Source organism: Escherichia sp. E1130 (genome assembly GCF_005781065.1).
GTDB lineage: Bacteria > Pseudomonadota > Gammaproteobacteria > Enterobacterales > Enterobacteriaceae > Escherichia.
The window spans coordinates 210335-231013 of sequence record NZ_VATL01000008.1 but is presented as its reverse complement, the minus strand read 5'-3'; the positions used below and the strand labels follow the sequence as shown (position 1 = coordinate 231013).

Below are 20679 nucleotides of genomic sequence, written 5' to 3'. Positions count from 1 at the left end.
GATCTGATTTCAGCAGCTGAGGCAGAAAAGCAAAATCGCATAGATCAGGCCAACGATTACATGAACAGTAAACAGTGGCCGGGTAAAGCAGCTATGGGCCGACTGAAGGATACCGAAAAAGCCCAGTACAATTTGTGGCTGGATTATCTTGATGAGCTGGAGGCGGTTGATACATCAACAGCTCCAGATATCATCTGGCCTGAAAAGCCTACAGTGTAAAATGACAAAAAATGTGTTGCTGAAAATATTTTGGAAATTTCCAATCCGAAAAATCAGCAACACAGTCCGCAACACAATTATCTATTGCTTTGAAAATTATGGTGTTTTTATGCACTGGCGCACATATCACAATTGATGCATTTTTTAGTGATTAACAGCGCCATAAGGAAACTCTCAAAACAACACAAACCGGGCGGGCATTATACGCGCATTCTTTGCTCAAACCAGTTTTTTCACCAGTGCCTCGCTGTGGCGAATGCGCTCAGGGGCCAGTTCCAGGTCCTGCTGAATTAGCGCAATGAACAGCAAATCTGTAAGCATTCCCTGAGCGTGACAAGCGGAGATCGATGCACTATTCGTCGCCTGTTCTTCGGCAATCGTATACAGGCAGTGGGACGCTCGTTGTTGCAGAGCATTCGGCGTGAAACCGGTAATTGCCAGCACCTTTCCACCCACGCGCAGCATCTCATCTGCCGCGAGATTTAACTCACGTCGTACACCAGTGTAAGAGATGGCTAATAACAGGTCGTCCGGTGAAGATGCCTGTACAGTAGCGAGCAACGCATGCATATCGCGTTCTGCGGCAGCATTGAAACCAATCTTCATCAGTTTCCAGGCAAAGTTTTGCGCTACCAGACCCGAAGCACCAATGCCAGTTAAAATAATCCGCCTCGCAGAACGCAGCATCACCACGCATTCATGCAATTTCTCTTCACTGTTAACGTTCAGCGTCGCATACATGGCAGCCGTGTTTTCTTTTATGAGTTTTTCACCCACCAGTCGCAGCGGATCATCACCGCGAATTTGGTTATGAATGGGGACAGAAGGGGATTCCGGCTGGCTCGCCAGAGCTTCGCTTAACGCCAGTTTTAAGGCTGGAAAACCTTTATAGCCGAGTTTTTGTGCGAATTTCACTACGCTGGATTGACTGACCCCAGCTTCGTTGGCCAATTGCTGCGAACTTAAATGGCGCGCCGTATCAGGTTGTAGCAGGAGATAGTCCGCCAGTTTTTTATCACTCTGGGCAAGCTGCTGGTAACGCTGACGAATACGAAGTAAGCCGTTCATATCTTTCCTCGCGATGAAATAATGGCGACAACAGGCAATATGAGACACAAGCGAGTGAATATTATATTCCATAGCTTGTAAGATCTATGAATTAAAAATTCCATTCAGCATTATACGGTAGATTGTTGCCGGAAAAGTGATGATCTATCTGTTAGGCTATGTAGTAGCGATGATTAATCAGGATGTTTCAGTCCAGAGGAGTATGGTTTGGCAACTCACGAGCGTCGTGTGGTGTTTTTTGACTTAGATGGAACATTGCATCAACAGGATATGTTCGGTAGTTTTCTGCGCTACTTACTGCGTCGCCAACCGCTGAATACACTGCTTGTCCTGCCGCTATTGCCGGTTATTGCCATGGCATTATTGATAAAAGGCCGTGCTGCGCGCTGGCCGATGAGTCTGCTATTGTGGGGATGCACTTTTGGTCACAGCGAAGCGCGTTTACAGGCATTACAAGCCGATTTTGTACACTGGTTTCGCGACAATGTTACTGCCTTTCCGCTGGTGCAAGAGCGCCTGACCACCTACTTGCTCAGTTCCGATGCTGATATCTGGTTGATTACCGGTTCTCCACAGCCGCTGGTTGAGGCGGTCTATTTCGATACGCCCTGGTTACCGCGGGTGAATCTTATCGCCAGCCAAATTCAGCGTGGTTATGGCGGCTGGGTATTGACAATGCGTTGCCTCGGGCATGAGAAGGTCGCGCAACTGGAACGCAAAATCGGCACGCCACTGCGGTTGTACAGTGGTTACAGCGACAGTAATCAGGACAACCCGTTGCTTTATTTCTGCCAGCATCGTTGGCGAGTAACCCCGCGCGGTGAACTCCAGCAACTGGAATAGAGTAAAGCATAGCGTCCGTGTATAATGCGCCGCGCTTTTATAACCGGAGTTTTCTTTTTGTCTGAAGTCGAATTAAGTCACGAATACTGGATGCGCCATGCCATGACGCTGGCAAAGCGTGCCTGGGACGAGCGGGAAGTACCGGTCGGCGCGGTATTGGTGCATAACAACCGGGTAATCGGCGAGGGCTGGAATCGTCCGATTGGTCGGCATGATCCTACCGCGCACGCTGAAATCATGGCCCTGCGTCAGGGCGGTCTGGTGATGCAAAATTATCGCCTGATCGACGCCACATTATATGTCACGCTGGAGCCGTGTGTGATGTGCGCCGGAGCGATGATTCACAGCCGGATTGGTCGTGTAGTTTTTGGTGCACGAGATGCGAAAACGGGGGCTGCCGGATCATTAATGGATGTGTTGCACCATCCGGGCATGAATCACCGGGTGGAAATCACGGAAGGGATATTGGCGGAAGAGTGTGCAGCGCTGCTCAGCGACTTCTTTCGCATGCGCCGTCAGGAAATCAAAGCGCAGAAAAAAGCGCAATCTTCTGCGGATTAATTTTGCTTCTTTTCACTTCCCTTCCTGGAAAACAGCAGCGAAGGGGAGTGTGTCAGATAGTTAGATGACGACTGTGAAAGAAACGAGAGAAAAGGAAATTTCCCTTTACTCAATTCTGTTGGCGACACTGCCGGATAATCCTGAGCCAGCTGCATCGCCGCTTCTGTTGCCTGCTTTTCTTTCTCTTGCAGATACCCCACCAGACTAATCTGATACTTACGGATATTCTCGACATAGGCGTAAGCTTCATGTCCCCGCGCATAACCGTAAGTCAGCTTGCTGTAATAGGGTTTCTGGCTAAGTAAAGGCAGACGTTGTTTAACATCGGTCCAACTGTCTGGATTACCTTTGGTTTTTGCCGTCAGGGCGCGAGCATCCAGCATATGCGCATAACCCATATTGTAAGCGGCGAGCGCAAACCAAATCCGTTCATTTTCTGGCACGCTTTCCGGCACTTTACTCATCATATCCTGCAAATAACGCGCGCCGCCGCTGATGCTTTGTTCAGCATCGGTACGATCGGTAATGCCCAGGCTTTGCGCGGTATTTTTGGTCAACATCATCATGCCGCGCACACCGGTCGGCGAGGTGGCCTGCGCGTCCCAATGTGATTCCTGGTAAGCAATAGCCGCCAGCAAACGCCAGTCAATTTCCTCGGCGTATTTCTCAAACAAAGGTTTTAATTGTGGCAGCACCGCATCGACGGCGCGTAAAAATGTGCGCGTATCGACATAATCAAAATCATCGCCATGCCCCAGGTATTTCTCTTCAATGCGTGCCAGCGTGCCGTCCTCATTCATTTTGTTGAAGAAGTCGAGCAGAGCTGCGGAAAGGGTATTATCGTCATCTAACTGGCTAAACCAGGTCACTGGTTGTTCATCGGTGATATCGAGTGCCACGGCGAGTTCCGGATGAACTCGCTGGAACAGGCTGATGGCGACAGAATCAGCAATGGTGTAATCCAGCTTACCTCCGATGACATCTTCCAGTAATTCCGCTGAGCCTTTTTTGTCGTCCACCTTCCAGCTTAAATCCGGGAATTTAGTTTCTTTCAGTCTTTGTAGATCGTTAACGACGACGTGTCCTGGTGCGATGGAGAGCTGTTCCGCCGTCAAATTGCCCAGCGTGCGTGGGCGATATTGACCCACTTTGTAAACCAGTTGTTGTGATACGGAATAATAGGTAGGACCAGGCTGATAGTTTTTTACCCGCTCACTGTTATAAACCAGACCTGCTGCCAGCAGGTCGGCGTTGCCGTTGTCGAGATCGTCAAACAACTGGCTGATATTCTGCCGTACGGTCACTTTCAGTTTCACGCCGAGGTAGTCGGCAAATTGTTTGGCCAACTCATAATCCAGCCCGGAAGATTTACCGTTAATCTCATTCCATGTGAGGGGAGTATGAATGGTGCTCACGCGCAATTCTCCCCGCGCTTGAATGGCGGCGATACGGTTGTCGGCTTTACCAAACCAAGGAATAGATGGCCAGAGAGCTACCGCGAGAAGCAGTGCCAGAATGCCAATGAACAGATAATTAATCTTTAATTTTTTCAATTAGTTAATTCTCTGTGTCGTTCGTGTCCTGGCTTGAAAAAACGATATGCTAAACAAAGGTATAATCATCAATGAGCGGCATTTTGCGTAAACCTGTGCCAGTTGGCAACTTATTACAACCATTGGCGGCACGCGTTGCTAATTCACGATGGTGATTTTATTTCCACGCAAACGGTTTCGTCAGCGCAGCAGATTCTTTATAATGACGCCCGTTTCCCCCCCTTGGGTACACCGAAAGCTTAGAAGACGAGAGACTTATGATGGAAATTCTGCGTGGTTCGCCTGCACTGTCGGCATTCCGAATCAATAAACTGCTGGCGCGTTTTCAGGCTGCCAGGCTCCCGGTTCACAACATTTACGCCGAGTATGTCCATTTTGCTGACCTCAATGCGCCGTTAAACGAAGAAGCGCACGCGCAACTTGAACGCCTGTTGAAATATGGTCCGGCACTCGCCAGCCATGCCCCGGAAGGCAAATTACTGCTGGTGACCCCGCGCCCAGGCACCATCTCTCCCTGGTCTTCAAAAGCGACCGATATCGCCCATAACTGCGGGCTGCAACAGGTAAACCGCCTTGAGCGCGGCGTGGCTTACTATGTAGAAGCCGCTACGCTGACCAATGAACAGTGGCAGCAGGTTACCGCTGAACTACACGACCGTATGATGGAAACGGTCTTTTTTGCTTTAGATGATGCAGAGCAGCTGTTTGCGCATCATCAACCGACTCCAGTCACCAGCGTTGATTTACTGGGGCAGGGCCGTCAGGCGCTGATCGACGCTAACCTGCGTCTCGGCCTGGCACTGGCGGACGATGAAATTGACTATCTGCAGGATGCTTTCACAAAGCTTGGTCGTAATCCGAACGACATCGAGCTGTATATGTTCGCCCAGGCGAACTCTGAGCACTGCCGCCACAAAATTTTTAACGCCGACTGGATTATCGACGGTGAACAGCAGCCGAAATCGCTGTTTAAGATGATCAAAAACACCTTCGAAACCACGCCGGATCACGTTCTCTCAGCTTATAAAGATAACGCCGCGGTGATGGAAGGTTCTGAAGTTGGCCGCTACTTTGCCGACCACGAAACGGGCCGCTACGATTTCCATCAGGAACCGGCGCACATCCTGATGAAAGTCGAAACTCACAACCACCCGACGGCGATTTCTCCGTGGCCGGGCGCGGCGACGGGGTCTGGCGGTGAAATCCGTGATGAAGGCGCCACCGGACGCGGCGCGAAGCCGAAAGCCGGTCTGGTCGGTTTCTCCGTTTCCAACCTGCGTATTCCTGGCTTTGAACAGCCGTGGGAAGAAGATTTCGGTAAGCCTGAGCGCATTGTCACCGCGCTGGATATCATGACCGAAGGTCCGCTGGGCGGCGCGGCATTTAACAACGAATTTGGTCGTCCGGCACTGAACGGCTACTTCCGTACTTATGAAGAAAAAGTGAACAGCCACAACGGCGAAGAGCTGCGCGGTTATCACAAACCGATCATGCTGGCGGGCGGGATCGGCAACATTCGCGCCGATCACGTACAAAAAGGCGAGATCAACGTTGGTGCGAAGCTGGTCGTTCTCGGCGGTCCGGCAATGAACATTGGTCTTGGCGGCGGTGCGGCGTCTTCTATGGCGTCTGGTCAATCTGATGCCGACCTCGACTTTGCTTCTGTTCAGCGCGACAACCCGGAAATGGAACGTCGTTGCCAGGAAGTGATCGACCGTTGCTGGCAGCTTGGTGATGCCAACCCAATCCTATTTATCCACGACGTTGGCGCAGGCGGTCTTTCTAACGCGATGCCGGAACTGGTAAGCGACGGCGGGCGCGGCGGTAAATTTGAACTGCGCGACATCCTAAGCGACGAACCGGGCATGAGCCCGCTGGAAATCTGGTGTAACGAATCCCAGGAACGTTACGTGCTGGCGGTTGCTGCCGATCAGTTACCGCTGTTTGACGAACTGTGTAAGCGTGAACGCGCGCCCTACGCGGTGATTGGTGAAGCGACCGAAGAACTGCATCTCTCCCTACACGATCGTCATTTTGATAATCAGCCGATCGATCTGCCGCTGGACGTACTGCTTGGTAAAACACCGAAGATGACCCGCGATGTGCAAACGCTGAAAGCGAAAGGCGACGCGCTGGTCCGTGAAGGGATCACCATTGCTGACGCGGTGAAACGTGTGCTGCATCTGCCGACCGTGGCGGAGAAAACCTTCCTTGTGACCATTGGCGACCGTAGCGTAACCGGCATGGTGGCGCGCGATCAGATGGTTGGCCCGTGGCAGGTGCCGGTCGCTAACTGTGCGGTCACTACTGCCAGCCTCGACAGCTACTACGGTGAAGCGATGGCAATTGGCGAACGTGCGCCAGTTGCGCTGCTGGATTTCGCCGCTTCTGCCCGTCTGGCGGTCGGTGAAGCGTTAACTAACATCGCCGCAACACAAATTGGCGATATCAAACGCATTAAACTTTCCGCCAACTGGATGGCGGCGGCAGGCCACCCTGGTGAAGATGCGGGCCTGTATGAAGCTGTTAAAGCGGTGGGCGAAGAGCTTTGTCCGGCGCTGGGCCTGACGATCCCGGTGGGTAAAGACTCTATGTCGATGAAAACCCGCTGGCAGGAAGGTAACGAAGAGCGTGAAATGACGTCGCCGCTGTCGCTGGTCATTTCTGCATTTGCCCGCGTGGAAGATGTGCGTCACACCATCACGCCGCAGCTTTCTACCGAAGATAACGCACTGTTGCTGATTGATCTGGGCCTTGGCAATAATGCGCTGGGCGCAACGGCGCTGGCGCAGGTTTATCGTCAGCTTGGCGACAAACCGGCTGATGTGCGCGACGTCGCACAACTGAAAGGCTTCTATGACGCGATTCAGGCGCTGGTTGCACAGCGTAAGCTGCTCGCGTACCACGACCGCTCTGATGGTGGTCTGTTGGTGACGCTGGCGGAAATGGCATTTGCCGGTCATTGCGGCATTGAAGCGGATATCGCCTCTCTGGGCGACGATCATCTGGCGGCGCTGTTTAACGAAGAGCTGGGTGCGGTGATTCAGGTTCGTGCCGCTGACCGTGAAGCGGTCGAAGCGGTACTGGCACAGCATGGCCTTGCTGAGTGCGTCCATTATGTTGGCCAGGCGGTTTCCGGTGACCGTTTTGTGTTTACCGCCAACGGGCAGGCTGTATTCAGCGAAAGCCGTACTACGTTGCGCGTCTGGTGGGCAGAAACCACCTGGCAGATGCAGCGCCTGCGTGACAACCCGGAGTGCGCCGATCAGGAACATCAGGCGAAATCCAACGACGCTGATCCGGGCCTGAATGTGAAACTGTCGTTCGATATTAACGAAGATGTAGCAGCTCCGTTTATCGCTACTGGCGCGCGCCCGAAAGCTGCCGTACTGCGTGAGCAAGGCGTGAACTCGCATGTTGAAATGGCGGCAGCTTTCCATCGTGCGGGCTTCGACGCTATCGACGTGCATATGAGCGATCTGCTGGCTGGACGCACTGGTCTGGAGGATTTCCATGCCCTGGTCGCGTGCGGTGGTTTCTCCTACGGTGATGTGCTGGGTGCCGGTGAAGGTTGGGCGAAGTCTATTCTGTTCAACAACCGTGTACGCGATGAGTTTGCAACCTTCTTCCATCGTCCGCAAACGCTGGCGCTGGGGGTATGTAACGGTTGCCAGATGATGTCTAATCTGCGTGAGCTGATCCCAGGTAGCGAGCTGTGGCCTCGTTTCGTGCGTAACACCTCCGATCGCTTTGAAGCGCGTTTCAGCCTGGTTGAAGTGACCCAAAGCCCGTCTCTGCTGTTGCAGGGGATGGTGGGCTCGCAGATGCCGATTGCTGTGTCTCACGGTGAAGGGCGCGTTGAAGTACGCGACGCGGCGCATCTGGCGGCACTGGAAAGCAAAGGGCTGGTTGCGCTGCGCTATGTCGATAATTTCGGCAAAGTCACCGAAACCTACCCGGCTAACCCGAACGGTTCCCCGAACGGTATTACGGCGGTCACTACCGAAAGCGGTCGTGTCACCATTATGATGCCGCACCCGGAACGTGTTTTCCGTACTGTCAGCAACTCCTGGCATCCGGAAAACTGGGGCGAGGATGGCCCATGGATGCGTATTTTCCGTAATGCGCGTAAGCAGCTGGGGTAAGGCTGCGGAAATTCCACTCAACCCATTGTTTTGTAGGCCGGATAAGGCTTTCACGCCGCATCCGGCATTACACACAACCACTTCGCCAACAATTATAAGCTCCCAACTCCGGGAGCTTTTTTTGTGTCTGTAAATCACGACAATGGGTGGTTTGCCGTGTCGCTTATAGGTGACACATAACTTATTGATTTAATTTAAAACGAATAATTTAAGCTTTGGGCGTCTCTTTTAAGCGACACACTGGCTGATTTATAGCCAACCAGTGGAACAGCCATTAATCCATTAAAGCTATGTTTTATCAGTACGTTATCAAACTATTTTATTTATTGGCACAGTTACTGCATAATAATAACCAGTGGCTCATTCACCCACTTATGTCAGCCCCTTCGGGACGTGCTACATAAAATTCGAATGACGCACAACAAGGTGCCTGCCGTCCAACTTCTGATATCAGCGTAGCTATATCAACCATCGGGCGAAACGTCGAGTTAGGCACCGCCTTATTCCACAACAAAGCCGGGTAATTCCCGGCTTTGTTGTATCTGAACTCCCCCTCGGTTAGCATCAGACTATTCGCGTCTGACGAGAGTAACACCTTGAAACGTTGGCCTGTTTTTCCACGTTCATTACGACAATTAGTCATGCTGGCATTCTTGCTGATTCTGCTGCCTCTGCTGGTACTGGCATGGCAAGCCTGGCAAAGCCTTAATGCGCTTAGCGATCAGGCGGCGCTGGTCAATCGCACAACGCTTATTGACGCCCGGCGCAGTGAGGCAATGACTAATGCGGCACTGGAGATGGAGCGTAGCTACCGTCAGTATTGCGTGCTGGACGACTCAACCCTGGCGAAGGTCTATCAAAGCCAGCGTAAACGTTACAGCGAAATGCTCGATGCCCACGCTGGCGTGCTGCCGGACGATAAACTTTACCAGGCATTGCGTCAGGATTTGAACAATCTTGCCCAACTCCAGTGTAACAACAGTGGGCCAGATGCGGCGGCCGCCGCGCGTCTGGAAGCCTTTGCCAATGCCAATGCCGAAATGGTACAGGCCACGCGCACCGTGGTGTTTTCACGCGGGCAGCAACTCCAGCGAGAGATAGCCGAACGCGGACAGTATTTCGGCTGGCAGTCACTGGTGTTGTTTCTGGTGAGTCTGATAATGGTGCTGCTTTTCACCCGAATGATTATTGGTCCGGTGAAAAATATCGAGCGGATGATCAACCGTCTGGGAGAAGGACGCTCACTGGGTAATAGCGTCTCGTTTAGTGGACCGAGCGAGTTACGCTCGGTAGGACAACGTATTCTTTGGTTAAGTGAACGCCTGTCATGGCTGGAATCCCAGCGCCATCAATTTTTAAGACATTTATCTCATGAATTAAAAACACCACTGGCGAGTATGCGCGAGGGCACTGAATTACTGGCTGACCAGGTTGTCGGGCCGCTTACGCCAGAGCAAAAAGAGGTGGTGAGCATCCTTGATAGCAGCAGCCGCAATTTGCAAAAACTGATAGAACAACTGCTTGATTACAACCGTAAACAGGCAGATGGCGCGGTGGAACTGGATAATGTTGAGTTAGCACCGTTGGTGGAGACGGTAGTTTCCGCTCACAGTCTGCCAGCTCGGACTAAAATGATGCATACCGACGTTGATCTCAAGGCAACAGCATGCCTGGCGGAACCCATGTTGCTGATGAGCGTGCTGGATAATCTTTACTCCAATGCGGTGCACTACGGGGCTGAATCCGGTAACATTTGCCTTCGCAGCAGTTTACATGGCGCACGGGTTTATATTGATGTCATCAATACAGGCACGCCCATTCCGCAAGAGGAACGCGCCATGATCTTCGAACCCTTTTTTCAGGGAAGTCACCAGCGAAAAGGGGCGGTGAAGGGGAGCGGTCTGGGATTAAGCATTGCCAGGGATTGTATTCGCCGTATGCAGGGGGAACTGTATCTGGTCGACGAGAGCGGGCAAGACGTTTGCTTCCGCATTGAATTGTCTTCGTCGAAAAACACGAAATAATGTTAAGGCCTATCCCATTAGGCTATTTTATTTGCCAGTTCGGCCCCGGGCAGTGCTCGAAATCCTCACGTACTACGTGTACGCTCCGGTTTCTCCGCGCTGTCCGTGTCCAAACTGCCTGCAACAATTACGCCCACTGGGATAGGCTCTGAGTCTGGTGAATATGCGACACATTTTTCAACGATTTTTATCCCGACGGCTGTGGCTGGCGGGGTTGCCTTGTCTGGCGCTGCTGGGCTGCGTGCAGAATCACAATAAGCCAGCCATTAATGCGCCAGTAGAAGAAAAAATCCCGGTTTATCAACTGGCTGATTATCTTCCTACTGAATGTAGCGACATCTGGGCGCTGCAAGGTAAATCAACTGAAACTAACCCGCTTTACTGGCTACGGGCGATGGATTGCGCCAACCGCTTGATGCCAGCGCAGTCGCGTCAGGAAGCACGCAAGTATGGTGATGGCAGCTGGCAAAATACCTTTAAGCAGGGGATTTTGCTTGCCGATGCCAAAATCACGCCTTTTGAGCGCCGCCAACTGGTCGCGCGCATTGATGCGTTAAGTACTGAGATCCCGGCGCAGGTTCGCCCGTTGTATCAACTCTGGCGCGACGGACAGGCGTTGCAACTGCAACTGGCGGAAGAGCGCCAACGCTACAGCAAACTCCAGCAATCCAGCGACAGCGAACTGGACGCTCTGCGCCAGCAGCAACACGTTCTACAGCAACAACTGGAACTCACCACCCGCAAGCTGGAGAACCTGACGGATATTGAACGTCAACTCTCGACTCGCAAACCGGCCGGAAATTTCCCACCGGACACGACGCACGAGAGTGAAAAAAACGCGCCATCCACCAATGAGGTCACCCCTGATGAGCCATAAACCTGCGCATTTATTATTGGTCGATGACGATCCGGGATTACTGAAATTACTTGGCCTGCGCCTGACCAGCGAAGGCTACAGCGTGGTCACGGCAGAAAGTGGTGCCGAGGGGCTGCGGATACTGAATCGTGAAAAAGTGGATTTAGTCATCAGCGACCTGCGGATGGATGAAATGGATGGTATGCAACTGTTTGCTGAAATCCAGAAAGTGCAGCCAGGTATGCCGGTAATCATCCTCACCGCGCATGGCTCCATTCCCGATGCCGTTGCCGCGACACAGCAGGGCGTGTTTAGTTTCCTCACTAAGCCCGTCGATAAAGACGCGCTATATCAGGCAATTGACGATGCGCTGGAACAATCCGCGCCAGCCACCGACGAACGTTGGCGCGAGGCGATTGTCACTCGCAGCCCGCTGATGCTGCGCTTGCTGGAACAGGCCCGGCTGGTGGCGCAATCCGACGTTAGCGTTTTGATTAACGGTCAGAGCGGCACCGGGAAAGAGATTTTTGCCCAGGCTATCCACAACGCCAGCCCGCGCAACAGCAAGCCGTTTATTGCTATTAACTGTGGCGCATTGCCCGAGCAGTTGCTGGAGTCGGAACTGTTTGGTCATGCACGCGGCGCGTTTACTGGTGCTGTCAGCAATCGCGAAGGTTTATTCCAGGCGGCGGAAGGCGGTACGCTGTTTCTCGATGAGATTGGCGATATGCCCGCACCGTTGCAGGTCAAATTGCTGCGCGTATTGCAGGAGCGAAAAGTCCGTCCGCTGGGCAGTAACCGCGATATTGATATCGACGTGCGGATTATTTCTGCGACCCACCGCGACTTACCAAAAGCGATGGCGCGCGGGGAATTCCGCGAAGATCTCTATTACCGCCTCAATGTCGTCAGCCTTAAAATTCCGGCACTGGCGGAGCGCACGGAAGACATTCCGCTACTGGCAAACCACTTATTGCGCCAGGCGGCAGAGCGACATAAACCGTTTGTCCGCGCGTTCTCCACCGATGCGATGAAACGCCTGATGACTGCCAGCTGGCCGGGAAATGTGCGCCAGTTGGTGAACGTGATTGAACAGTGCGTGGCGCTGACCTCATCTCCGGTGATTAGCGATGCATTAGTAGAGCAGGCGCTGGAGGGCGAAAACACGGCGCTGCCCACCTTTGTTGAGGCACGTAACCAGTTTGAACTCAATTACTTGCGCAAGTTGCTGCAAATCACCAAAGGCAACGTCACCCACGCGGCGAGAATGGCGGGGCGCAACCGGACAGAATTTTATAAACTGCTTTCCCGACACGAGCTGGATGCAAACGATTTCAAGGAATGAATCGGTGTAATGTGTTACGTTTAGCAGATCAAAAGACAGGCGACCTTTTCAAGGAATAGCATGAAAAAGATTGATGCGATTATTAAACCCTTCAAGCTGGACGATGTCCGTGAAGCACTGGCCGAAGTCGGTATTACCGGCATGACCGTGACCGAAGTGAAAGGCTTTGGGCGCCAGAAAGGCCACACTGAGCTGTATCGCGGTGCGGAATATATGGTGGATTTTCTGCCGAAGGTGAAAATTGAGATCGTCGTGCCGGACGACATTGTCGATATCTGCGTAGACACGATTATTCGTACGGCGCAAACCGGCAAAATTGGTGATGGTAAAATTTTCGTCTTCGACGTGGCACGGGTCATTCGTATCCGTACCGGCGAAGAGGACGACGCGGCGATTTAAACCGCGTCAGGGTTGCCGGATGTCTCCATCCGGCAACATCAAATCACAGCACTTTATGTGGGCCAAAGCATTCGTAATGAATGTTTTCCTGCTTCACACCCAGGTCCACTAACTGTTTTGCCGCAAACTGCATGAAGCCGACCGGACCGCAGAGATAGAACTGCATGGCCGGATCGCTGAACGCACCTTCCTGTTTGCTCAAATCCATCAGACCTTCGCTATCAAACTGACCTTTAGCGCGATCGGCTTCGCTCGGCTCGCGATACCAGGTATGCGCGGTAAAGCGCGGTAGTGCTTGCCCCAGTTCCTTAACTTCATCAGCAAAGGCGTGAACATCGCCATTTTCTGCCGCGTGGAACCAGTTCACTTGTGCTGTGTGGCCTGTTTTTGCCAGCGTGTCGAGCATTGCCAGCATTGGCGTTTGCCCTACACCCGCAGAGATCAGTGTTACCGGCGTGTCATCTGCCACATCCATAAAGAAATCACCCGCCGGAGCGACCAGTTTCACGACATCGCCAACGTTGGCGTGATTGTGCAGCCAGTTGGATACCTGCCCTCCATCTTCGCGTTTCACCGCAATACGATAGCCTTTGCCATCAGGTTTGCGAGTCAAAGAGTACTGACGAATTTCCTGATGCGGGAAACCTTCTGGTTTCAGCCAAACGCCGAGATACTGTCCTGGACGGTATTCTGCCACTGCGCCACCGTCGACCGGTTCCAGTTCGAAGCTAGTGATCAGTGCGCTGCGCGGCGTTTTAGCCACAATGCGGAAATCGCGAGTACCTTCCCAGCCACCGGCTTTGCTGGCGTTTTCGTTATAGATTTCCGCCTCGCGATTGATAAATACATTAGCCAGTACGCCATAGGCTTTACCCCACGCGTCCAGCACTTCCTGGCCTGGGCTGAACATTTCGTCCAGGGTCGCCAACAGGTGTTCGCCAACGATGTTGTACTGTTCCGGTTTGATCTGGAAACTGGTGTGCTTCTGCGCGATTTTTTCTACCGCTGGCAGCAGCGCAGGCAGGTTTTCAATATTACTGGCGTAGGCGGCAATAGCGTTAAACAGGGCTTCACGTTGATCGCCATTACGCTGGTTACTCATGTTAAAAATTTCTTTGAGTTCTGGGTTATGAGTAAACATACGGTCGTAGAAATGGGCGGTTAACTTTGGCCCTGTTTCCACCAGTAAAGGGATGGTGGCTTTTACTGTAGCGATGGTTTGAGCGTCAAGCATATGGTCTTCCTTTTTTTGCATCTTAATTGATGTATCTCAAATGCATCTTATAAAAAATAGCCCTGCACTGTAAATGGTTCTTTTGGTGTTTTTCATCAAGAATGTGATGAAGTGAAAAATTTGCATCACAAACCTGAAAAGAAATCCGTTTCCGGTTGCAGGCCCTTTATTCTCCAAAGCCTTGCATAGCTTGAAGGTAATCGTTTGCGTAAATTCCTTTGTCAAGACCTGTTATCGCACAATGATTCGGTTATACTGTTCGCCGTTGTCCATCAGGACCGCCAAAATTAGGCGAAAAAATTTTATTGTTAGCTGAGTCAGGAGATGCGGATGTTAAAGCGTGAAATGAACATTGCCGATTATGATGCCGAACTGTGGCAGGCTATGGAGCAGGAAAAAGTACGTCAGGAAGAGCACATCGAACTGATCGCCTCCGAAAACTACACCAGCCCGCGCGTAATGCAGGCGCAGGGTTCTCAGCTGACCAATAAATATGCTGAAGGTTATCCGGGCAAGCGCTACTACGGCGGTTGCGAGTATGTTGATATCGTCGAACAACTGGCGATCGATCGCGCGAAAGAACTGTTCGGCGCTGATTACGCTAACGTTCAGCCGCACTCCGGCTCCCAGGCTAACTTTGCGGTCTACACCGCGCTGCTGGAACCAGGTGATACCGTTCTGGGTATGAACCTGGCGCATGGCGGTCACCTGACTCACGGTTCTCCGGTTAACTTCTCCGGTAAACTGTACAACATCGTTCCTTACGGTATTGATGCTACCGGCCATATCGACTACGCCGATCTGGAAAAACAAGCCAAAGAACACAAGCCGAAAATGATTATCGGTGGTTTCTCTGCATATTCCGGCGTGGTTGACTGGGCGAAAATGCGTGAAATCGCTGACAGCATCGGTGCTTACCTGTTCGTTGATATGGCGCACGTTGCGGGCCTGGTTGCTGCTGGCGTCTACCCGAACCCGGTTCCTCATGCTCACGTAGTGACTACCACTACTCACAAAACCCTGGCGGGTCCGCGCGGCGGCCTGATCCTGGCGAAAGGCGGTAGCGAAGAGCTGTACAAAAAACTGAACTCTGCCGTTTTCCCTGGTGGTCAGGGCGGTCCGTTGATGCACGTAATCGCTGGTAAAGCGGTTGCTCTGAAAGAAGCGATGGAGCCTGAGTTCAAAACTTACCAGCAGCAGGTCGCTAAAAACGCTAAAGCGATGGTAGAAGTGTTCCTGGAACGCGGCTACAAAGTGGTTTCTGGCGGTACTGATAACCACCTGTTCCTGGTTGATCTGGTTGATAAAAACCTGACCGGTAAAGAAGCAGACGCCGCTCTGGGCCGTGCTAATATCACCGTGAACAAAAACAGCGTACCGAACGATCCGAAGAGCCCGTTTGTAACTTCTGGTATTCGTGTAGGTACTCCGGCGATTACGCGTCGTGGCTTCAAAGAAGCAGAAGCGAAAGAACTGGCTGGCTGGATGTGTGACGTGCTGGACAGCATCAATGATGAAGCGGTTATCGAGCGCATCAAAGGTAAAGTTCTCGACATCTGCGCACGTTACCCGGTTTACGCATAAGAGAAACGGTGATTTGCTGACAACGTGCTCGTTGTTCATGCCGGATGCGGCGTGAACGCCTTATCCGGCCTACAAAACTTTGCAAATTCAATATATTGCAATATCCGTGTAGGCCTGATAAGCGTAGCGCATCAGGCAATCTTACGTTTGTGATCGTCAAGGCTTCCTTCGGGAAGCCTTGTTACGTTATCGCGCCATCAAATCTGTCGTAACTGCGCCTCAACATACAAATAGCCAATCCCCAGCACCTGTTGTGCACGGCTTAATTGCCCGAAGCCAATTTGCGTCGCTTTCACGCTCGGTCCTTCGTCGCGGTCGAACGGGTTAAATCCCGTCTGGCGAATAATGGTATTAAGCCAGTTCTCACCAAAGGCACAGCTGCGACCGTACAACCAAATCTGATTAATATTGAGGATGTTGAGGAAGTTATACAGACTCAAACCAATGGCGTTGGCACTGCGGTCAACCCAACTGGTGATCCACGGTTCTCCACTCTGCCAGGCAGCGATTAATTGCGCTGTAGTCAGTTTTTCTGGATCAAGTTGAGTATTGCCAGGTTGTGATTTTAGCCATACTCGCGCCTGTTTTTTTAATGCGCTTAACGAGGCGACGGTTTCCAGGCAGCCATAACGTCCACAGTCGCAGGCGACGCCATCCGGATTAACAATGGTGTGACCAATCTGCCCGCTACCATACAAACTACCGCGATAAATTTGCTCGTTAATCACGAACGACGAGCCAATGCCGTAATCAACGTTGATCACGCAGAAATCCCGTCCCTGCGAATTATTTTGCCATTTCTCCGCCAGCGCCAGCATCACGCAGTCATTATCAACCATTACCCGAATACCGAGCTTCTCTTCCAGCAGGTACTTCACCTCAACTGGCGTGGTCCACGGGGCTTGCGGCATGGTTTGCGATACACCAGTTACCGGATCAACCTGACCGTGAATTGCCAGCGCCAGGTTGATGGTGCGGCCCGGCCACAGTTTGCGATGACGATGCCAGCATTTTTCGATTTCGGACAGCAGTGCCTGCGGTGTCGGTGCATCAATCTGAAAATATTCAAATTCGCCTTTCGGACTTAAACAAGCGTTAGCGACCTGGCACTCAATGCTGGTGGGCGTCACGTTCAGGCATAGCGTCCAGTCACCTTCCGGCGCAATCAGCCATGTGCCGCTGCTATGCCCGCGCGTCTGGCTTTCATCGTCGATATTCACCACCCGTTTTTCGTTTTCCAGTTCCTGCAAAATATTACTGACCGCCGGAATTGAAATTTGCGCCAGCCGGGCCAGCGTCGACTTGTTGGCGCGCTTTTGCCGGTACAGCAGTTCCAGAATCACGCATTTGTTATGGTGGCGGATCTGTTGATTGTTAATGCAGGCTCTCATCTTCACTAAACCTTGTTTAGTTAATTGCGTGATTATTCCGCGAAAACATTGCCAGATTGTTCAATACACTGCCACAAATCTTTTAATTCAGTATGTCTTGTTAATATTGAGGGCACCATGACTCCAGTAAAAGTGTGGCAAGAGCGCGTTGAGATCCCGACCTATGAAACCGGGCCGCAGGATATACATCCCATGTTCCTGGAAAATCGCGTTTATCAGGGATCGTCCGGCGCGGTTTATCCCTATGGCGTGACCGATACGCTGAGCGAGCAGAAAACCCTGAAATCCTGGCAGGCGGTGTGGCTGGAAAACGACTACATCAAAGTGATGATCCTGCCGGAACTAGGCGGTCGCGTGCATCGCGCATGGGATAAAGTGAAACAGCGAGATTTTGTCTATCACAATGAAGTCATTAAGCCGGCGCTGGTGGGGCTGCTGGGGCCGTGGATTTCGGGCGGGATTGAGTTTAACTGGCCACAACACCATCGCCCGACCACCTTTATGCCCGTTGATTTCACCATCGAAGCCCATGACGACGGCGCACAGACGGTGTGGGTCGGCGAAACGGAGCCGATGCACGGTTTACAAGTGATGACTGGTTTCACACTGCGCCCTGACCGGGCGGCGCTGGAAATCGCCAGCCGCGTCTATAACGGCAACGCCACGCCGCGTCATTTCTTGTGGTGGGCCAACCCGGCAGTGAAAGGTGGTGAAGGGCATCAGAGCGTTTTCCCGCCGGATGTGACTGCGGTGTTTGATCACGGCAAACGGGCTGTTTCAGCTTTCCCCATCGCCACCGGCACCTACTACAAAGTGGACTACTCCGCCGGAGTGGACATTTCTCGCTATAAAAATGTGCCAGTGCCGACTTCGTATATGGCTGAAAAATCGCAGTACGATTTTGTTGGCGCGTGGTGTCACGATGAAGATGGCGGTTTGCTGCACGTTGCCAACCACCATATTGCGCCAGGTAAAAAACAGTGGAGTTGGGGACACAGTGAATTTGGCCAGGCGTGGGATAAGAGTCTGACCGACAATAACGGTCCGTATATCGAGCTGATGACAGGTATTTTTGCCGATAACCAGCCCGATTTTACCTGGCTTGATGCTTACGAAGAGAAGTGTTTCGAGCAGTATTTCCTGCCTTATCATTCTCTGGGCATGGTGCAAAATGCCTCCCGCGATGCGGTGATAAAACTCCAGCGTAGCGAGCGGGGGATTGAGTGGGGGCTGTATGCCATCTCCCCGTTGAGTGGATATCGTCTGGCGATCCGCGAAATCGGCAAATGCAACGCGTTGCTCGATGATGCCGTGGCCCTGACACCAGCGACCGCCATCCAGGGCGTGTTGCACGGTATCAATCCTGACAGACTGACCATCGAACTTTCCGATGCTGACGGCAATATTGTACTGAGTTATCAGGAACATCAGCCGCAAGAGTTGCCGTTGCCGGACGTTGCCAAAGCGCCACTGGCTGCACAAGACATTGCCAGTACAGATGAAGCCTGGTTTATCGGTCAGCATCTGGAGCAATATCATCACGCCAGTCGTTCACCGTTCGATTACTACCTGCGCGGCGTGGCACTGGACCCGCTGGATTATCGCTGTAACCTGGCGCTGGCGATGCTGGAATATAACCGCGCAGATTTCCCGCAAGCGGTGGCGTATGCCAGTCAGGCGCTGAAACGCGCACATGCGCTGAACAAAAACCCGCAGTGTGGACAGGCAAGTTTGATTCGCGCCAGTGCTTATGAACGTCAGGGACAATATCAACAGGCCGAAGAGGATTTCTGGCGTGCGGTCTGGAGCGGCAATAGTAAAGCGGGCGGCTATTATGGTCTGGCACGGCTGGCGGCGCGTAATGGTAACTTCGACGCGGGTCTGGATTTTTGCCAACAAAGTCTTCGTGCCAGCCCAACCAACCAGGAAGTGCTTTGCCTGCATAACCTGCTGCTGGTGTTAAGTGGTCGTCAGGACAACGCGCGTTTGCAGCGCGAGAAACTGCTGCGTGATTATCCGCTGAACGCCACTCTGTGGTGGCTGAACTGGTTCGATGGTCGTAGCGAATCAGCCCTCGCGCAGTGGCGCGGTCTGTGTCAGGGACGCGACGTTAACGCCCTGATGACCGCCGGGCAACTGATTAACTGGGGAATGCCCGCCCTGGCGGCAGAGATGCTGAACGTACTGGACTGCCAGCGCACGCTTCCGCTTTACCTGCAAGCCAGCTTGCTGCCGAAAGCCGAACGCGGCGAACTGGTCGCAAAAGCCATTGATGTCTTCCCACAGTTTGTCCGTTTCCCGAATACGCTGGAAGAAGTGGCGGCGCTGGAGAGTATTGAAGAGTGCTGGTTTGCCCGTCATTTACTGGCCTGCTTCTATTACAACAAGCGTAGCTACAACAAAGCCATTACTTTATGGCTGCGTTGCGTAGAGATGTCACCGGAGTTTGCCGACGGCTGGCGCGGGTTGGCGATCCATGCGTGGAATAAGCAGCACGATTATGAGCTGGCCGCGCGTTATCTTGATAATGCTTATCAGCTTGCGCCGCAGGATGCACGTCTGCTTTTCGAACGGGATTTGCTGGATAAGTTAAGCGGAGCCACACCGGAGAAACGACTGGCACGTCTGGAAAATAATCTGGAAATTGCTCTGAAACGCGACGACATGACCGCAGAACTGCTCAATTTGTGGCATCTCACAGGTCAGGCCGACAAAGCGGCGGATATTCTCGCCACGCGAAAATTCCACCCGTGGGAAGGCGGGGAAGGGAAGGTCACCAGTCAGTTTATCCTTAACCAAATGTTACGCGCTTGGCAACACCTTGATGCCAGACAACCGCAGCAGGCCAGCGAACTGCTTCATGCCGCGCTGCACTATCCGGAGAATTTAAGCGAAGGCCGTTTACCGGGGCAAACTGACAACGACATCTGGTTCTGGCAGGCGATATGTGCCAAAGCTCAGGGCGATGAAACTGAAGCGACGCGTTGTTTACGTCTGGCGGCGACCGGCGATCGTACCATTAACATCCACAGTTATTACAACGATCAGCCGGTTGATTATCTCTTCTGGCAAGGAATGGCGCTGCGACTGCTGGGCGAACAACAAACCGCACAGCAACTGTTTAGTGAAATGAAACAGTGGGCGCAAGAGATGGCGAAAACCAGTATCGAGGCGGATTTCTTTGCCGTCTCGCAACCTGACTTGTTGTCGCTGTATGGCGATTTACAACAGCAGCATAAAGAAAAATGCCTGATGGTGGCGATGCTGGCGGCCGCGGGACTAGGGGAGATTGCGCAATACGAATCTGCTCGCGCTGAATTGACTGCGATTAATCCGGCCTGGCCGAAAGCGGCATTATTCACCACCGTGATGCCTTTTATTTTTAACCGCGTTCACTAAACCCTATTAACTGTAATATTTGAGCGGCACGCGCTGCCGCTCACGCTCAAATAATTAA

At 52.5% G+C, this 20679-nt stretch carries 14 protein-coding genes; 10 read left to right on the top strand and 4 right to left on the bottom strand.

What is annotated here, in order from left to right:
• Nucleotides 1-219 (top strand): tail fiber assembly protein (locus FEK66_RS09135; protein WP_138211450.1); only part of this gene is annotated, 219 nt, incomplete at its 5' end.
• 219 nt (nt 220-438) lie between these two features.
• On the opposite strand, the gene FEK66_RS09125 is transcribed toward FEK66_RS09135, so the two are convergent.
• Complete coding sequence (locus tag FEK66_RS09125; protein ID WP_130207550.1) at nt 439-1287, bottom strand: MurR/RpiR family transcriptional regulator; 849 nt, start codon at nt 1285-1287, stop codon at nt 439-441.
• A gap of 207 nt (nt 1288-1494) precedes the next feature.
• Here FEK66_RS09125 and yfhb point away from each other — a divergent pair, with 207 nt between their 5' ends.
• Both yfhb and tadA read left to right on the top strand, forming a co-directional pair.
• Nucleotides 1495-2130 (top strand): phosphatidylglycerophosphatase C, encoded by a 636-nt coding sequence (gene yfhb / locus FEK66_RS09120; RefSeq protein ID WP_130222054.1) that lies wholly within the window; start codon nt 1495-1497, stop codon nt 2128-2130.
• A 57-nt stretch (nt 2131-2187) separates the two neighbouring features.
• Nucleotides 2188-2691, top strand: a complete 504-nt coding sequence (gene tadA / locus FEK66_RS09115; protein ID WP_214251100.1) for a tRNA adenosine(34) deaminase TadA — start codon at nt 2188-2190, stop codon at nt 2689-2691.
• On the opposite strand, the gene mltF is transcribed toward tadA, so the two are convergent.
• Nucleotides 2688-4244 carry a membrane-bound lytic murein transglycosylase MltF gene (gene mltF, locus FEK66_RS09110; RefSeq protein ID WP_131162555.1) on the bottom strand — a complete coding sequence of 519 codons (1557 nt, stop codon included), beginning with the start codon at nt 4242-4244 and terminating at the stop codon, nt 2688-2690. The genes tadA and mltF overlap by 4 nt on opposite strands.
• Before the next feature lie 257 nt (nt 4245-4501).
• Between mltF and purL the strand changes: the two genes are divergently transcribed.
• The 5 genes from purL (at nt 4502) to glnB (ending at nt 13013) form a co-directional block, all read left to right on the top strand.
• Nucleotides 4502-8389 carry a phosphoribosylformylglycinamidine synthase gene (gene purL, locus FEK66_RS09105; protein ID WP_138211449.1) on the top strand — a complete coding sequence of 1296 codons (3888 nt, stop codon included), beginning with the start codon at nt 4502-4504 and terminating at the stop codon, nt 8387-8389.
• A gap of 596 nt (nt 8390-8985) precedes the next feature.
• Nucleotides 8986-10413 (top strand): two component system sensor histidine kinase QseE/GlrK, encoded by a 1428-nt coding sequence (gene qseE / locus FEK66_RS09100; protein ID WP_135494862.1) that lies wholly within the window; start codon nt 8986-8988, stop codon nt 10411-10413.
• A gap of 163 nt (nt 10414-10576) precedes the next feature.
• Nucleotides 10577-11290 carry a two-component system QseEF-associated lipoprotein QseG gene (gene qseG, locus FEK66_RS09095; protein WP_135494860.1) on the top strand — a complete coding sequence of 238 codons (714 nt, stop codon included), beginning with the start codon at nt 10577-10579 and terminating at the stop codon, nt 11288-11290.
• Nucleotides 11280-12614: a two-component system response regulator GlrR gene (gene glrR / locus FEK66_RS09090; RefSeq protein ID WP_064526171.1), complete on the top strand. Its 1335-nt coding sequence runs from the start codon at nt 11280-11282 to the stop codon at nt 12612-12614. The genes qseG and glrR overlap by 11 nt, the downstream gene beginning before the upstream one ends.
• Before the next feature lie 60 nt (nt 12615-12674).
• Entirely contained in the window at nt 12675-13013 is a 339-nt protein-coding gene (glnB, locus tag FEK66_RS09085) for a nitrogen regulatory protein P-II (protein ID WP_000717691.1), read from the top strand.
• Between the two features lie 43 nt (nt 13014-13056).
• On the opposite strand, the gene hmpA is transcribed toward glnB, so the two are convergent.
• Complete coding sequence (gene hmpA, locus FEK66_RS09080; protein ID WP_135494858.1) at nt 13057-14247, bottom strand: NO-inducible flavohemoprotein; 1191 nt, start codon at nt 14245-14247, stop codon at nt 13057-13059.
• Nucleotides 14248-14577: 330 nt separating this feature from the next.
• Between hmpA and glyA the strand changes: the two genes are divergently transcribed.
• Complete coding sequence (gene glyA / locus FEK66_RS09075; protein WP_000919159.1) at nt 14578-15831, top strand: serine hydroxymethyltransferase; 1254 nt, start codon at nt 14578-14580, stop codon at nt 15829-15831.
• A 197-nt stretch (nt 15832-16028) separates the two neighbouring features.
• Here the strand turns inward: glyA and FEK66_RS09070 are convergent, their stop codons facing one another.
• Nucleotides 16029-17222, bottom strand: a complete 1194-nt coding sequence (locus FEK66_RS09070) for an ROK family protein (RefSeq protein WP_130260414.1) — start codon at nt 17220-17222, stop codon at nt 16029-16031.
• A gap of 117 nt (nt 17223-17339) precedes the next feature.
• Between FEK66_RS09070 and FEK66_RS09065 the strand changes: the two genes are divergently transcribed.
• Nucleotides 17340-20621 (top strand): DUF5107 domain-containing protein, encoded by a 3282-nt coding sequence (locus tag FEK66_RS09065; protein WP_135494856.1) that lies wholly within the window; start codon nt 17340-17342, stop codon nt 20619-20621.
• Nucleotides 20622-20679 lie beyond the last annotated feature (58 nt).

Excerpts from the sequence above, each read along its gene's own strand:
- FEK66_RS09125 (WP_130207550.1), bottom strand. The coding sequence starts at position 1,287 with ATGAACGGCTTACTTCGTATTCGTCAGCGTTACCAGCAGCTTGCCCAG.
- purL (WP_138211449.1), top strand. The coding sequence starts at position 4,502 with ATGATGGAAATTCTGCGTGGTTCGCCTGCACTGTCGGCATTCCGAATC.
- qseG (WP_135494860.1), top strand. The coding sequence starts at position 10,577 with ATGCGACACATTTTTCAACGATTTTTATCCCGACGGCTGTGGCTGGCG.
- glrR (WP_064526171.1), top strand. The coding sequence starts at position 11,280 with ATGAGCCATAAACCTGCGCATTTATTATTGGTCGATGACGATCCGGGA.
- glnB (WP_000717691.1), top strand. The coding sequence starts at position 12,675 with ATGAAAAAGATTGATGCGATTATTAAACCCTTCAAGCTGGACGATGTC.
- hmpA (WP_135494858.1), bottom strand. The coding sequence starts at position 14,247 with ATGCTTGACGCTCAAACCATCGCTACAGTAAAAGCCACCATCCCTTTA.
- glyA (WP_000919159.1), top strand. The coding sequence starts at position 14,578 with ATGTTAAAGCGTGAAATGAACATTGCCGATTATGATGCCGAACTGTGG.
- FEK66_RS09070 (WP_130260414.1), bottom strand. The coding sequence starts at position 17,222 with ATGAGAGCCTGCATTAACAATCAACAGATCCGCCACCATAACAAATGC.
- FEK66_RS09065 (WP_135494856.1), top strand. The coding sequence starts at position 17,340 with ATGACTCCAGTAAAAGTGTGGCAAGAGCGCGTTGAGATCCCGACCTAT.